General features: G+C 65.2%; 10 protein-coding genes. 4 read left to right on the top strand and 6 right to left on the bottom strand.

The genetic code is table 11. The features are described from left to right. Positions 1-64 precede the first annotated feature (64 nt). Positions 65-2104 (top strand): primosomal protein N', encoded by a 2040-nt coding sequence (locus SMD14_RS10590; protein ID WP_321216254.1) that lies wholly within the window; start codon positions 65-67, stop codon positions 2102-2104. A gap of 9 nt (positions 2105-2113) precedes the next feature. Here SMD14_RS10590 and SMD14_RS10585 read toward each other — a convergent pair whose 3' ends face one another. From SMD14_RS10585 to SMD14_RS10570, 4 genes are read right to left on the bottom strand one after another with little or no spacing between them, the layout of a single operon-like run. Beyond that, complete coding sequence (locus tag SMD14_RS10585; RefSeq protein WP_321213608.1) at positions 2114-3202, bottom strand: glycosyltransferase family 1 protein; 1089 nt, start codon at positions 3200-3202, stop codon at positions 2114-2116. Continuing rightward, entirely contained in the window at positions 3199-4125 is a 927-nt protein-coding gene (locus tag SMD14_RS10580) for an alpha/beta hydrolase (RefSeq protein ID WP_321213607.1), read from the bottom strand. The genes SMD14_RS10585 and SMD14_RS10580 overlap by 4 nt, the downstream gene beginning before the upstream one ends. A 10-nt stretch (positions 4126-4135) precedes the next feature. Next, on the bottom strand, positions 4136-5005 hold the full coding sequence (locus tag SMD14_RS10575) for an aldo/keto reductase (RefSeq protein ID WP_157242090.1): 870 nt from the start codon (positions 5003-5005) through the stop codon (positions 4136-4138). A gap of 10 nt (positions 5006-5015) precedes the next feature. Beyond that, a complete protein-coding gene (locus tag SMD14_RS10570) occupies positions 5016-5990 on the bottom strand; it encodes a sugar-binding transcriptional regulator (RefSeq protein WP_157242091.1) in 975 nt (324 codons plus the stop codon). Between the two features lie 179 nt (positions 5991-6169). Between SMD14_RS10570 and SMD14_RS10565 the strand changes: the two genes are divergently transcribed. The 3 genes from SMD14_RS10565 (at position 6170) to glpK (ending at position 10348) form a co-directional block, all read left to right on the top strand. Beyond that, entirely contained in the window at positions 6170-7942 is a 1773-nt protein-coding gene (locus tag SMD14_RS10565) for a glycerol-3-phosphate dehydrogenase/oxidase (protein WP_370460710.1), read from the top strand. A 92-nt stretch (positions 7943-8034) separates the two neighbouring features. Continuing rightward, positions 8035-8784, top strand: coding sequence for an MIP/aquaporin family protein (locus tag SMD14_RS10560; RefSeq protein WP_157242093.1), 750 nt, complete (start codon positions 8035-8037; stop codon positions 8782-8784). A gap of 49 nt (positions 8785-8833) precedes the next feature. Continuing rightward, positions 8834-10348 carry a glycerol kinase GlpK gene (glpK, locus tag SMD14_RS10555; protein WP_157242094.1) on the top strand — a complete coding sequence of 505 codons (1515 nt, stop codon included), beginning with the start codon at positions 8834-8836 and terminating at the stop codon, positions 10346-10348. Positions 10349-10447: 99 nt separating this feature from the next. Here the strand turns inward: glpK and SMD14_RS10550 are convergent, their stop codons facing one another. Then, the gene (locus SMD14_RS10550) at positions 10448-11344 is read right to left on the bottom strand and encodes a hypothetical protein (RefSeq protein WP_321213606.1); all 897 of its coding nucleotides are present in this window, start codon (positions 11342-11344) and stop codon (positions 10448-10450) included. 31 nt (positions 11345-11375) lie between these two features. Further along, positions 11376-14516, bottom strand: coding sequence for an efflux RND transporter permease subunit (locus SMD14_RS10545; RefSeq protein ID WP_321213605.1), 3141 nt, complete (start codon positions 14514-14516; stop codon positions 11376-11378).

Here is a 14516-nt window from a genome sequence, read left to right as displayed (position 1 = left end):
GCCTACCCTGCTGCAGGGGTTTCCTTCCGCGTCCCGGCCGCCCGGACCGCAGCTGTCAAAGAACATGCCCGTGGCCAGGGTCCTGGTGGAATCCTCCCTTCCGCACCTGGACCGGCTTTTCGACTACGGGGTTCCGGAGGCCCTCGACGAGTCCGCCAAGCCGGGAGTCCGGGTCAAAGTCAAGTTCAACGGCCAGGACCTCAACGGGTTCATCATGGAGCGGGTGGCAGAGTCCGACGCCGGGCACACCCTGGTGCCGCTGGCGAAGGTTGTGTCCCCGGTGCCGGTGCTGACGCCCGCCGTCCGGGAGCTTGTTTCCTCCGTCGCCGCACGCTACGCCGGGACGGTCAGCGATGTCCTCCGCGTCGCCGTCCCGCCCAGGGTGGCCAGGCTGGAAAAGGAGTTCGCGTCAGCGGAGCCGGGGGGGCCGGCAGTCCCGGACCAGGCAGAACCCCGCGAGGCCACGGCCCTGCAGGCCGGTCCCGCGCAGGACGCCCTGCCGAGTGCCTGGGCGGCCTACCATAACGGCCAGGCCTTCCTGCAGCACCTGGCCGGTGGCGGTTCGCCCAGGGCCGTGCTGAACCCGCTGCAGGGATTCGGTCCGGGTGGGTGGCCCCAGCTGCTGGCGGAGGCCGTGGCCGCCGCGTACGCATCAGGGCGCGGCGCCGTGGTGGTTGTGCCCGATTACCGCGACCTTGACCGCCTTGAAGAGGCGCTCCACTGCCTGCTGCCCGAAGACGCAGTTGCCCGGCTGACTGCCGACGACGGTCCCACCCCGCGCTACCGGAGTTTCCTGCGGCTCCTGGCAGGGACCGCCCGGGTTGCCATCGGCACCAGGTCCGCAGCTTTTGCCCCGGTCCGGGACCTGGGCCTGGTGGCCTGCTGGGACGACGGGGACGACCTCCACATCGAGCAGCGCGCCCCGTATGCGCACGCCCGCGAGGTGCTGCTCCTGCGGGCTGGGCAGGAGGATGCCGCGTGCCTCCTTGCAGGCCACTCCCGAAGCACGGAAGCCCAGCGGCTGGTAGAAGCGGGCTGGGCACGTGCGGTCGAAGCCGGCCGACCTGACGTCCGCAGGACAGTTCCGCGCATCGTCAACACTGCTGACAGCTTCGAGCAGGAGCGGGATCCGCTGGCCAGGATCGCCCGCCTGCCCGGCGCCGCGTGGCGGGCCGCCAAGGAGGGGCTGGAGCGCGGACCGGTCCTGGTCCAGGTGGCCCGCGCCGGTTATGCGCCGTCACTGGCCTGTGAGATGTGCCGGGAGCCGGCGCGCTGCGGCAGCTGCCAGGGACCACTGGCCGTGGCAGGCGCCAGCGGCACGTCCGCCATGCCCCAATGCCGCTGGTGCTCCACCCCGGCGCCGGACTGGCACTGCGTGCACTGCGGCGGCAGGCGCCTGCGCAAGGGTGCCACCGGAGTGATCAGGACAGCTGAGGAACTCGGCCGTGCCTTTCCCGGGAAGACCGTCGTTACTTCCTCGGGAGACCAGGTAAAGGCTGAGGTGGGTCCGGGCAAGGCACTGGTGGTCGCGACTGTGGGGGCCGAACCGGTAGCGGACGGGGGATACGCGGCTGCACTGCTCCTGGACGGTGATTCACTCCTGCGCCGGGAGACGCTGCGCGCCGGCGAGGATACGGTGCGTCGGTGGTTCAATGCAGCCGCTCTGGTGCGTCCGGCGGCGGACGGCGGGCTGGTAGTGGTCACGGCCGCGGATACAGCTGCCGTGGGTGCACTGCTTCGCTGGGACCCCGCCGGTTATGCGGAACGGGAACTTTCCCTGCGCATGGAGCTGCAGCTTCCCCCCGCGGTCCGCCTCGCCTCCGTCACCGGGCCGCGCGCCGCCGTCGAACATTACACCGGTGCCGTGTCAGCGGAACTTGCCTCCAGCGGGATCACCTTACGGACCGCCGGGCCCGCACCCGTGGTGCTCAGCGGTCCGCCGTCGCCCCGCCGTTCAGCGGAGGATGTGCGCACCCTGCTCTTCTTCCCCTACGGACAGGCTGCGGCCGTCACCCGTGTCCTGCGGGTCACCAGGGCAGCGGCCGCTGCGAAACGCTCCAGCGAGCCTTTCCAGCTCCGGCTGGACGGCATCGACGTCCTCTAGGGGCGTCCTCTAACGCCGGCCCCGGCGCCGGGCCATGATTTCGTGTGCCACATCCACCAGCTGGCGGGCCGACTCGTCCCAGGTGAACTCCCGTGCACGCGCAACGCAGCGCCGCGAAAGTTCCTCCCAGTGGCCGTTGTCCTGGAGCGTGCGTACGGCATCGGCAAACTGTTCCGGGGACTCCGGATCCACGTAGAGCGCGGCGTCCCCGCCGACCTCCCGGAAGATGGGGATGTCGCTGGCAACAACAGGGGTGCCGAGCGCCATGGCCTCCACCAGGGGAAGCCCGTAGCCTTCAGCCCGGGACAGGCTGACCAGCGCCGCAGCAGAGCGCAGGAATTCGTGATACTGCTCGTCCGTGACGCCGTTGTGGAATACCACGTGCGCCCCTGGCGGAACCAGGCGTTCCAATTCGGCGCGGCGTTGGGGCGTGATGCGGCTGAGCAGGTGGAGGGTGTACCCGGGCAGGCCCGCCATCCCCGCCACCATGGTTTCCACGTTCTTGTACGGCATGAAAGAGCCCATGTAGACGAGCGCGCGGTCTGCACCGGCGCCAGCGGGCCGCGGTCCGTGTTCCTGCTCCGGCTGGGGGGCATTGCTGATGATCCGCACCGGGCGGCGCGTCAGGCGGTACTTTGCGATCAGCGCTTCCGTGGTTGCGCTGATGGTGGCCACAGTGTCGGCGCGGTTGAGGAGGAGCCGCTGCGGCCAGTATGCCTTGTGGTACAGCCGCCACAGCAGGCGCACGGGCGCGGGGAGGAAGCCGGGCGGGGCCGGGTGTTCGTAGTAGATAAGGTCGTGGAGGGTCAGGACCAGGCCGTACTTGCGGCCCCAGGTTCCCATCGTCTGCATGGGGCACACCACCACGTCGGCGCCCAGCTTGTTGATGGTCCGCGCCACGAACAATTCCGACGGCGACAGCGGGCTGCCGATCAGGGTGTACGGAACGTCCGGGAGCAGGGCGAGTTGCCGGACGTCGGAGACCAGCATGGAGACGTCGGCGATTTTAGCCGTGGCGGCAATCAGGCTGGCGCCGTAGCGGCTGATGCCGTCGTGGTGGTCTGTCCGGGTAAACCGTGCGTCAATGACAATCTTCACGCGGGATGGTCCTTAAGGAAGCTGCGGATGAAAGTGGCTGCCGGTTCAGGTGTTTCGTAGTGGATCAGATGCCCGACGCCGGGAATCACCTGGAGCTCTCCATCCGGCAGCAGCGCAGCCAGGCGGTGTTGGTCGGCCAGGACGGCGATCTCGTCCTTTTCCCCCGCGATCAGCAGGACTGGCAGGGTCAGCCGGCCGGCTACTTCCGCCACATGGCTGCTGACTGATGCCGTAAACGATTCAAGGAGGCTCGCCCGGCTGGCGAAAGCGCTGAAGTAGGCGTGGTGCTGGCCGTGGATGAACCGGCGGAGGTCTTTATCGCCCGTCTTGGCCATGGTTTCACTCATTACCCGGACAATCAGCGGATTCCGCAGCAGGGCCAGTCCCACCCTCCGGGGGAGCCGGGCTGAAAGGCGGTAGTACAGGATCGCCAGCCTGGTCATCACACCCTTTGGCCCTTCCAGTGCCGGTGCCGCAATGGGGTTGATGAGGATGAGCGGATCCACGGTGCCGGGACGATCGGCCACGAAGTGCGCCGCAATGATGGAGCCGAACGAGTGTCCCAGCAGGACCGTGTCCGGGCCGAGGCCCAGGGCTGCCATGAATTGCGTGATGAACAGGCCGTAGCGCTCCACGGAATGCTCGCCCGACCGGAATGCCGCGGACTCACCAAATGCGGGCAGGTCCGGCATGATGATCCGCATCTCGGGAAGCTGGTCTGCCACCCTCAGCAGTCCGTGGTGGTCTCCGCGGAAGCCATGGATGACCAGGATGGTGCGTGTTTCGGGGCTGGCCACCAGCGGTTCGTAGGTCCAATAGGCAACCTTGCCGCCGTCGAGCTCCAGGGTGGAGGCGGACGTGCGTGCGGCCAGGTCGGCGCTGAAGTAGGCGGGCGCGGCGGATCCGGGCTGTGCTGTAGTCATGTGTCCTGCCTCAGTTAACGGTGTCCGGGTGGGACCCGGTGCGGTAACCCCGGTCCAGCCCGGCCAGCGCCGTCATGTCCCGGGCGGAGAGCTCGAAGTCGAAGATGTCCATGTTTTCCCGGATCCGCACCTCCGAGCTCGCCTTGGGGATGGCAATATTTCCCAGCTGGATATGCCAGCGGAGGATCACCTGGGCGGGGGTTTTGCCGTGTTCGGAGGCGCAGGCGCGGACAACGGGGTCGGCGAGGACCTGGCCCCGCCCCAGGGGGCTCCACGCTTCGGTCCGGATACCCAGTCCATCATGCTGTGTCCGGAGTTCTGCCTGCTGCAGCCACGGATGCAGTTCTATCTGGTTGACGGCGGGGACCACTTCCGCGGTCTGCAGCAGCCGGTCAAGGTGGGCGGGCTGGAAATTGCTGACGCCGATGGCACGGACTTTTCCTTCCCGGTACAGGGTTTCCAGTGCACGGTACGTGTCCGGAAATAGGCCGCGGGCGGCACAAGGCCAGTGGATGAGGTACATGTCAACGTAGTCAAGGCCGAGATTGACCATGGACTCATCAAAGGCGCGCAGCGTGGCGTCATAGCCGTGGTCGCTGTTCCACACCTTCGTGGTGACGAAAATGTCTTCCCGGGACAGAGCCGGGAACAGCTCGCCCGAGCCGCCGCTGCCCGCGTCACCGCCCAGTTGGGAACTGATGCCCCGAGCCACACCGGTTTCGTTGCCGTACATCGCCGCCGTGTCGAAGTGGCGGTATCCGGCTGCGAGCGCAGTGGCGACGAGGCCTTCCGCGTCGGCGGCCGGGACCTTGTAGAGCCCGTATCCGAGTTGGTGGATCAGCACGCCGTTGTTCAGGCTGAGCCGCGGTGAAGTTCTCATAGCCACGACTCTACCCACCAGCGGTGGCGAGACCTTCAAAATCCACCAGGCGGCGCGCGGTGGCCTCGTCCAGGATCAGGTCCGTGGCCAGGCCCGCCGCCAGGGCTCCGCGGAGCCCGTTGATCTTGGACACCCCGGACACTACACAGATCCTCCGTCGGACTTGCCGCAACTGCGCGAGTGCGGGTCCGGTGGATCGTTCGTTGAGGACGATCCCGTCGGAGGAGCCATCGCTGCGGAAGAAGACGGTGGCTACGTCGCCCACAACATCCGAGGTTGCCAGGATGTTGAGGTCAGCCTCGTCCAGGTATCCACCGGCATACACGTGGCTGGGATAGTCGGCGTCCACGGAGCCCACGCCGAAAATTGCGATGCTCATCTTCGCCTGGAGTTCGAGGATCCGTTGCACGCTGCGTTCATTCCACATGGCAACCTTGGTGGCTGCGTGGTCAAAGAAGGCAGGCACCGGGAACTGTTCAACCCTGGCCCCGTAGGCGCTTCCAAACCGCCGCATGATGTCGCTGGCATACGTGATACCGGTGGTGTGCATGTTGCCGGCGCCGTTCAACTGCACGATGACGCTGTCATGGGTGATCTTGCGGGTGAGGTGGCGGCTGACGGCGCTCAGGGTGGATCCCCAGGCCACTCCGATGATCGCGTTGGAATCCACCAGCGGTCCGATGGTTCGCGCTGCCTGCATCGCCACCCGGTCCAGTGTTTCCGCCTCATTGAGTATTTCCATGACCGGAACCACGTGGACATCCACGCCGTACCGCCGGCGGATCCTGCCCTCCAGTTCGGGGCCCGTATCCAGCGGATTGCGGATCTGGATTTGCACCAGGCCGGATTCGCGGGCGGAGGACAGGAGGCGGGAAACCGTGGACCGGGACGTCCCCAGCTCCCGGGCTATGGCGTCCATGGTGAGGTCCTGCAGGTAATACATTTGTGCAGCCCGCAGTGCGTCAGAGTGGCGTGAGGGGTCCATCAGTCCTCCAGACTGCACGTTTGTGCATAGTGCTTGACTCCATTTTCCATTACTCCAAAGAATAGTGGTGAAACGGCGGTAAACCCATCCGGTACCGCGTCACACAAAGCCCCAAGGGAGTTGTTTTGGGACCCAAGGATTTTCACGTCCAACCTATTGCTTCAGCGGCGAAGCCAGGAGTGGAGCGCAGCGCAGTGCACCACCTCCGGCGCCGTCCACATGCCAAGGTCCTCGTGGTGGGAGGAGGTATCAACGGCGTGGGAACTTTCCGTGACCTTGCGCTGCAGGGCGTGGACGTCGCCCTCGTGGAACGCGGCGACTACTGCCAGGGGGCCAGCGGCGCCTCCTCCCACATGATCCATGGCGGCATCCGCTACCTGGAAAACGGCGAGTTCCGCCTGGTCCGGGAATCAGTGGTGGAACGTAACCGGTTGCTTCGCATCGCCCCGCACTACGTTAAGCCGCTGCAGACCACCATCCCGATCTTCAGCACCTTCTCCGGCGTCCTTGCGGCACCGCTTCGCTTCCTGACGCACAAGCAGCACGGCAAGCCGAAGGAACGGGGGGCCTTCCTCATCAAGCTCGGCCTGAGCCTGTACGACTCCTTTTCCCGGGATGGCGGCGCCGTCCCGCGTCACCAGTTCCGCAGCGGCCAGCGTGCCCTTGCCGAGCTGCCCAGCCTCCGCCCCGACGTGAAATACACGGCGACCTACTTCGACGCTTCCGTGCACAACCCGGAGCGGCTTACGCTCGATGTCCTCCAGGACGGGGAGAAAGCCGGGCTGGCGGCAACCGGTGCAGGCAACGGACAGGGCAGCACGGCCCGTGCCAGCAACTACGTTTCGCTGCAGTCCGTCACCGGACAGCCCAATCCGGGCACCGGCCGGGGAAGCACCGTGCGGCTGCGGGACGAACTGACGGGGGAGGAATTCGACTTCACTGCAGACGTCATTGTGAACACCACGGGCGCCTGGGTGGACCTCACCAACGCCGCCATGGGCTCTGCCTCCACGTTCATGGGCGGCACCAAGGGCTCCCACATCGTCCTGGACCACCCTGCGCTCCTTGAAGCCTGCCGCGGCAGGGAGATCTTCTTCGAGCACACGGACGGGCGGATCGTCCTGATCTACCCCATGGGTGACCGGGTCCTTGTGGGTACCACGGATGTGGATGCGGACATGGCGGAGGACGCCGTCTGCACAGATGAGGAAATCGAGTACTTCTTCGACCTGATAGGCCACGTGTTCCCGGACATCGCCGTTACCCGTGAGCAGATCGTCTACACCTTCTCCGGAGTGCGGCCGCTGCCGCGCCACGATGCCACCCAGCCCGGCTTCGTTTCCCGCGACTACCGCATCGAGCGCCGGGAAACGGGACTGGACCGGAATGGAAAGGGCGCCGTGGTCTTGAGCCTGGTAGGCGGCAAATGGACAACCTTCCGTGCCCTCGCCGAACACATGACGAACGACGTCCTGGCTGAGATCGGGATGGAGCGCAAAGTCTCCACCGCGCAGTTGCCTATCGGCGGCGGCGCCGGGTTCCCTGCCGATGAGGCCGGTGTCCAGAAGTGGATCAAGGCCCATATGGCCGACAACCGTGACGCGGACCGTACAGCAGGGCTCCTGACCAGGTACGGGACACGTGCGGAAGCGGTCATGGAATACCTTGACGCCGGACCTGACAGGCTGCTGCACTCCACCCGCGAACTGAGCGTCCGTGAACTTGAGTTCATGGCGGCCCATGAGCAGGTGGGGCACCTGGTGGACGTCCTCATCCGCCGGACCTCCCTGGCGTTCCGGGGGCTGGTGACGGGCGAGTTGCTCAACGAAATGGCCGAAGTGCTGTCCGTTCCCTTGGGTTGGAACGCCGCAGCCCGGGCAGCGGAAATCAAGCATGCCCAGGAAGTGCTGCAGAAGTTCCACCGTGTAGAAACCCACAGCCTGGTCGCCTGAGGCCCGGCTGTCGGCCGGGGCGGCAACCCGCCCCGGCCACACGGTCCTTCAACCCGCGAAGGACCTCCATCTGAAAATAAAAGGAGTCAAAGATGTCTCTTGGAATAGTTTTCCTTTCCGAAGTATTCGGAACGGCGATGCTGACCCTTCTGGGTTGCGGCGTCGTCGCCAACGTTGCCCTGAGGGGGACAAAGGGCAACAGCGGCGGGTTCCTGATGGTCACCTGGGGATGGGGCATCGCTGTCTTCGCGGGCGTCTTCGTGGCCGCAAAGTCCGGGGCGCACCTGAATCCTGCCGTGACCTTGGGGCTGCTGATTAACGGAAAGGCCGAATACGCGCCGGATGTACCGGTGGATTTCGCTTCCACCCTGACGTACTTCGGCGGCGAGATGCTCGGCGCCTTCCTCGGCGCCGTGGTGTGCTGGCTCGCCTACAAACAGCACTTTGACGCTGAAGAGGAGGTTGCCAGCAAGCTTGCCGTCTTCTCCACCGGACCGGCCATCCGCTCCAGTTCCTGGAACCTGGTGACCGAAATCATCGGCACCTTCGTCCTGGTGTTTGTCATCCTGACGTTCGGCGGGACCCCCTCCGGCCTGGGCCCGCTGGCTGTCGCACTCCTCGTCGTCGGCATCGGCGTCTCCCTGGGCGGCCCCACCGGCTACGCCATCAACCCTGCCCGCGACCTCGGTCCACGCATTGCCCATGCCCTGCTCCCCATCAAGGGCAAGGGCTCGAGCGACTGGGGCTATTCCTGGATTCCGGTGGTAGGCCCGCTGGTTGGCGGCGCCCTTGGCGGCATCGTCGCCAGGATTGCCCCCATCATCGTCACTGCCGCCTCCTGACCCCCTACCCAACCACTGCTCAACTCCATTACAGACAAGGACGTCAACCATGAACCAGTACGTAATCGCCATCGACCAGGGAACCACCAGCACCCGTGCCATCGTCTTCGACCACAGCGGGAGCATCGTGTCCTCCGGGCAGATGGAGCACGAACAGATCTTCCCGCAGGCCGGCTGGGTGGAGCACAACCCGGCCGAAATCTGGAACAACACCCGGGAGGTCATTGCCTCAGCGCTGTCGAAGGCGAACCTGACACGGCACGATATTGCCGCCGTCGGCATCACCAACCAGCGTGAAACTGCGGTGGTGTGGGACAAGACCACCGGTGAGGCCGTCTACAACGCCATCGTCTGGCAGGATACCCGCACCCAGGACATCGTGGACGAGCTGGCCAAGGATGGCGGGCCGGACCGCTTCAAGCAAAAAGTGGGCCTCCCGCTGGCCACGTACTTCTCCGGAACAAAGATCAAGTGGATCCTGGACAACGTGGAGGGCGCCCGCGCCAGGGCTGAGGCCGGCGACCTGGTCTTTGGCAACACCGACTCTTGGGTCCTGTGGAACCTGACCGGCGGAGTGGACGGCGGGGTTCACGTCACGGACGTCACCAACGCCTCCCGCACGCTGTTCATGGACCTGGATACCCTGCAGTGGGATGAGGAGATCCTTGGCATCTTCGGTGTTCCCCGGACGATGATGCCCGAGATTAAGTCCTCCTCGGAGGTGTACGGCACCGTGCACACCTCCCAACTCCTGCGGGAGGTTCCCGTTGCCGGGATCCTCGGGGACCAGCAGGCCGCCACGTTCGGCCAGGCGGCCTTCGAGGCAGGCGAGGCCAAGAACACGTACGGCACGGGCTGCTTCCTGATCTTCAACACCGGCGAGGAAATCGTCCACTCCAAGAACGGGCTGCTGACGACGGTGGGCTACAAACTCGGTGACGCTGCACCGCACTACGCCCTGGAAGGTTCCATCGCCGTCACCGGCTCGCTCATCCAGTGGCTGCGTGACAACCTGGGCCTGATCAGCAGCGCACCCGAGGTGGAAACCCTGGCTGCGTCCGTGAAGGACAACGGCGGCGTGTACATCGTGCCGGCCTTCTCGGGTCTCTTCGCACCCTACTGGCGGTCCGATGCGCGCGGCGCCATCGTGGGACTGACCAGGTTCGTCAACAGGAACCACATCGCGCGTGCCGCGCTGGAGGCCACCGCCTTCCAGACGCGGGAGGTCCTGGACGCTGTGAACGCGGACTCCGGCGTTCCGCTGACCGAGCTGAAGGTCGACGGCGGCATGGTGGCCAATGATGCGCTGATGCAGTTCCAGGCGGACATCCTGGGCGTCCCCGTCATCCGGCCAAAGGTAGTGGAGACAACCGCGCTGGGTGCCGCCTACGCCGCCGGCCTTGCCGTCGGGTTCTGGAAGGACCTGGGGGAGTGCTCGGCCAACTGGTCCGAGGACAAGCGCTGGGAACCGCAGCTGGACCAGGCGGAGCAGGACCGGCAGATGCGGCTTTGGAAGAAGGCCGTCACCAAGTCCATGGACTGGGTTGACGAGGACGTGCGCTAGGCGCCCCTGCCGGCAGCGGATGGCGAAGAAGGAGGGCGGCACGGGTGCCGCCCTCCTTCTTGCGTCGGCTTCATGCCGGCCAGGAACTTCCTCTGCCTCTCAGTAGTTGAGTTCGGCCCGCGGCGTCTTGGCATAGACGCTCCGGCTGACCTCGTATCCCCTTTCGTCCAGTTCCAGGGCCTGCGCGTTGACGGCCGCGAACTTCTCGGCGTTCAATTTCCGCACTTTCACCAGATCCATGAATTCCTGGTCTTCACCGCCAACGGCCGTGACCTTTATCAGCCCGGTTCCGGGTGAGTAGAACTTCCGCTGGTGTCCGGCCTCGGGCGGTTCCAGGGGGTTGTATTCGTCGATCACCAGGACGTCGTCGTAGCACCCGGTGGGAACGCAGACTTCCTGGTTTGTCTTGAACACCGTCCCGCAGTCGAGGAAATCAACCTTGGGTGCGTAGGCCTGGACGTAGGAGGCCGTGCCCGTCTCGGGCTTTGCCTGCATGGCGATGCCCGCCTGTGCCTTGGCGAGCCCGCTGATGAAGGTGCTTGGGGCGCCCACGAACTCGCCGTTTTCGTATTCCTCAGGGTATTCGCCAAACAGCCACACATCCCCGGCACGGGTCTGGGCAAAGAAGGCCAGTTCGGACTCCACCAGTTCACCGTCAGAGTAGTCACGGTCCCACATCACACGGGTGGTCACGCCGTCGATTACCTTCGTCAGGCCGGTGACCGTATGGACCACCTTGTGCGCCTGTACGCCGTCAGCCGATGTCACGGTGCCCACCGTGGTGAACTGCATGCCCGGCTTGAGGGGGAACCACTTGTTGTCGATCCGCGGATATTCCGGGAAGGCGGACCGGTCGAAATTAATCGCGGACCCTTCGCCGCAGAGTTCTTCGGCTGCCGGCGCGGCCGCCGTTGGTGCCGAGACCACCGTCAGCGACCCGAAGGCCAGCAGCAGCGCGGACCCGTATGCTGTGAGGCGGCGTGCCAAAAGCGTCATCTCAGTGCCTTTCATACTGGTTGGAAGAGGACTACACCGCAGGGGCCGGCTGCAGTTCGGGGGTGCTGCGCCGACCGCGGCCGCCCTTGGCGAAGCGGAGGTACAGCGAGGGGACGATGAACAGGTTGACCAACGTCGACGTGACGAGCCCGCCCAGGATCACCACCGCCATCGGATGCTCGATCTCGTGGCCCGGGATGTTGCCCATGACAACGAGCGGCACCAGGGCCAGCGCGGTGGCCAGCGTGGTCATCAGGATCGGCGACAACCGCTCTGCAGCCCCCCGAAGCACCAGCTCCGGTCCGAAGGGGACGCCTTCGAACTGTTCAAGGTGCTGGCAGTGGTTGATGAGCAGGATGCCGTTGCGTGCCGCGATCCCCATCAGCGTCAGGAAGCCGACCAGGGAACCCAGGGACAGGATTCCGCCGCTGAGGTGCGCAGCGATCACCCCGCCCACAAGCGCCACCGGGAGGGTCAGGATGGCCAGGGTGGCAAGCCGCCAGCTCCTGAAAGCAGCCTGCAGGAGAAGGTAGACAACGATGAGTGCGACGATGGAGTAGAGCATCAGGCGCTGCGATGCGGCCTGCCGTTCCGCGTATTCGCCGAGGACAACGGCGCTGTAGCCGACCGGGAACTGGACTGATTTCATGCCGTCCTGCAGCTTCTCCACCACCTTGGCCAGGTCGCCTTCCTTGACGTTGGCGCTGACATCGATGCGCCTTGACCCTTCGGAACGTTCAACGACGTTGGGTGTCGGCTTGACCGAAACGGCCGCCACGTCAGCCAACCGGATCTTCTGCCCGGACGGCGTATCCAGCACGAGGTTCTCTATGCTTGTGACGCTCGTCCGGACCTCCGGCGGGCTCCAGACCTGGACGTCGTAGGCTTTGCCGTCACGGTAGATGTCGCCGACCTCTTCGCCGGCCACCATGGTGGCCGCCGCCCGGCGCACATCGCCCGGCTTCAGTCCGTAGCGGTTCGCTGCGTCCAGGTTCACCTCCACATCAATCTGCGGAATGTTGGACTGGAGCGCGACCTTGGCACCGATGGCCCCGTCAATGCCGCCGAGGATCTCCTTGATCTTGTCGGCTTCCTGGCGAAGTATCGAAAGGTCGTCGCCGTAGACGCGGACGACGACGGCATAGCCGGTCCCCGTCAGCACCTCACGGATGCGTTCCTTGAGGTAGGTCTGCACGTCCCTTTGGATACCGGGGTAGCCGGCCACTACAGACTCGACCGACTTCAGCGTGGAATCGTAGTCCACGCCCGGGTCTACGCTGATCCAGTTCTCACCAAAGTAGACACCCACCACTTCATCAGCGTTGAAGGCCTGGCCGGTGTGGGATCCGCAGTTGTTCACGCCCTGGATGGTCATGAGTTCCTTGCAGGCCAGCTGGCTGACCCGGACTTCTTCGGCGTTGGACGTACCTGGTTTGGTAAGCCAGTGCATGAGGAAATCGCGTTCCTTGAAGGAAGGGAGCAGGGATTGGCCCAGCAACGGTGCCGCCACTATGCCCACCATGCCGAAGGCGGCCAAGGCGAGGTAACCGGGAATTGGCCGCCGGACGATGGGCCGGAGGGCCTTGCTGTACCAGCGCTTGAGGACCCTGACCACGGGCGGATCCCTGTCCTCCAGCTTGGCGTTCCGGAGGAAGATGTATGCCAACGCGGGGGTCACCGTAAGGGCCACGAGCATCGACGCGAACACTGCCAACGTGTAGGCCGTGGCCAGCGGCCGGAAGAAGGCCCCCGTCAGCCCGTCCAGGAAGAAGATCGGAACCGTGGCCGCGACGATGATCAGTGTGGCATAAACGATGGGTCCCCGGACCTCCAGGGACGCGTTGACCACAACCCTCGCGGTGCTTCCCGTGCCCCCGGTTGCCCGGTGGTGCCGAAGGCGCCTGACGATGTTTTCGACGTCGATGATGGCATCGTCCACCACCACCCCGACCGCAATCACCAGCCCCGCAAGCACCATGGTGTTGACTGTGCCGCCGGTCCAATAGAGCACAAGGGCAGCCGCCACCAGCGACAAGGGGATGGCCAGCACGCTGACCAGCGCCGTCCGCCACTGGAAGAGGAAGACACTCAACACCATGATGACAAGCAGGCAGCCAAGGAGAAGGGCGACGCCCAGGTTATTGAGGGATTCCTCGATGAATGTTGCCGGCCGGAAAATCGTGGTGTCCACGGCAATTCCGGTCAGGCCGGGTTCGAGTTGCTTCATTGCCTCTTCAACGCCCCGGGTGACTTCAAGGGTGTTTCCCCACGGCAGTTTCTCCACGATCAGCATCAGGCCCGGGCCGCCGTTGATCACTGCGTCACCAATAAGCTGCTGGTGGTCCTCCACGACATTTGCCACGTCGCCCAGCTTCAGTGGTGGCTGCCCCTCCCGGTCCTCCAGCGCCACCTGGGCGAGGTCTTCCGGGGTGGTGATGGGCTGGACGTGGCGGATTCCGATGGATTGGCTGGGCGTGTCCAGGGATCCGCCGGTGCCGATCATGGCACCCGAGGAGTAATGGAGGAGCCCGGCATCCAGCGCATTGGCCGTAGAATTCATCACTGTTTCCAGGCTGACCTTGTGGGTCGCCAGCCTGGCGGGATCCGCCTGGACCTGCAGCATCTGGAGGCGTTCGCCCCAGATTGCCACGTTCGCCACACCCGGAACGCGGAGCAGATGGGCCCTGATGTTCCAGTAGGAGATCATGGACATCTCGATCAGGGACCGCGTGTCGGAGGACAGGCCGATCTTCATCACCCGGCTGGTGGAGGACAGCGGTTGCAGCATCACCGGCGGGGCTGCCCAGGTGGGCAGGGTGGGAATGACTGTCGCCATCCGTTCGGATACCAGCTGGCGTGCAGTCAGCAGATCCGTGCCGTTCTCGAATTCCATGACGATCGAGGACAACTGCGGGACTGACTTGGAGCGCATGTGGTCGAGGCCGTCTATGCCGTTGAAGGCCTCCTCCATGGGAACCGATACCAGTTCTTCAACCTCCGCGGCCGTTAGGCCAAGGCATGCTGTCTGGACCTCGACTTTTGGCGGCGCGAATTCAGGGAAGACATCCACTGAGGCGTTGCTGAGCTGGGCGCCGCCAACCATCATCAGAGCCGCCGCCAACGCGATGACGATGGATCTGAAGCGGAGGCTGGCGGCGACTATCCGGCGCAT

This window comes from Pseudarthrobacter oxydans (assembly GCF_034258515.1).
GTDB lineage: Bacteria > Actinomycetota > Actinomycetes > Actinomycetales > Micrococcaceae > Arthrobacter.
Note: the sequence above shows the minus strand (reverse complement) of the source record. Positions and strands in the feature narration are given on the sequence as shown.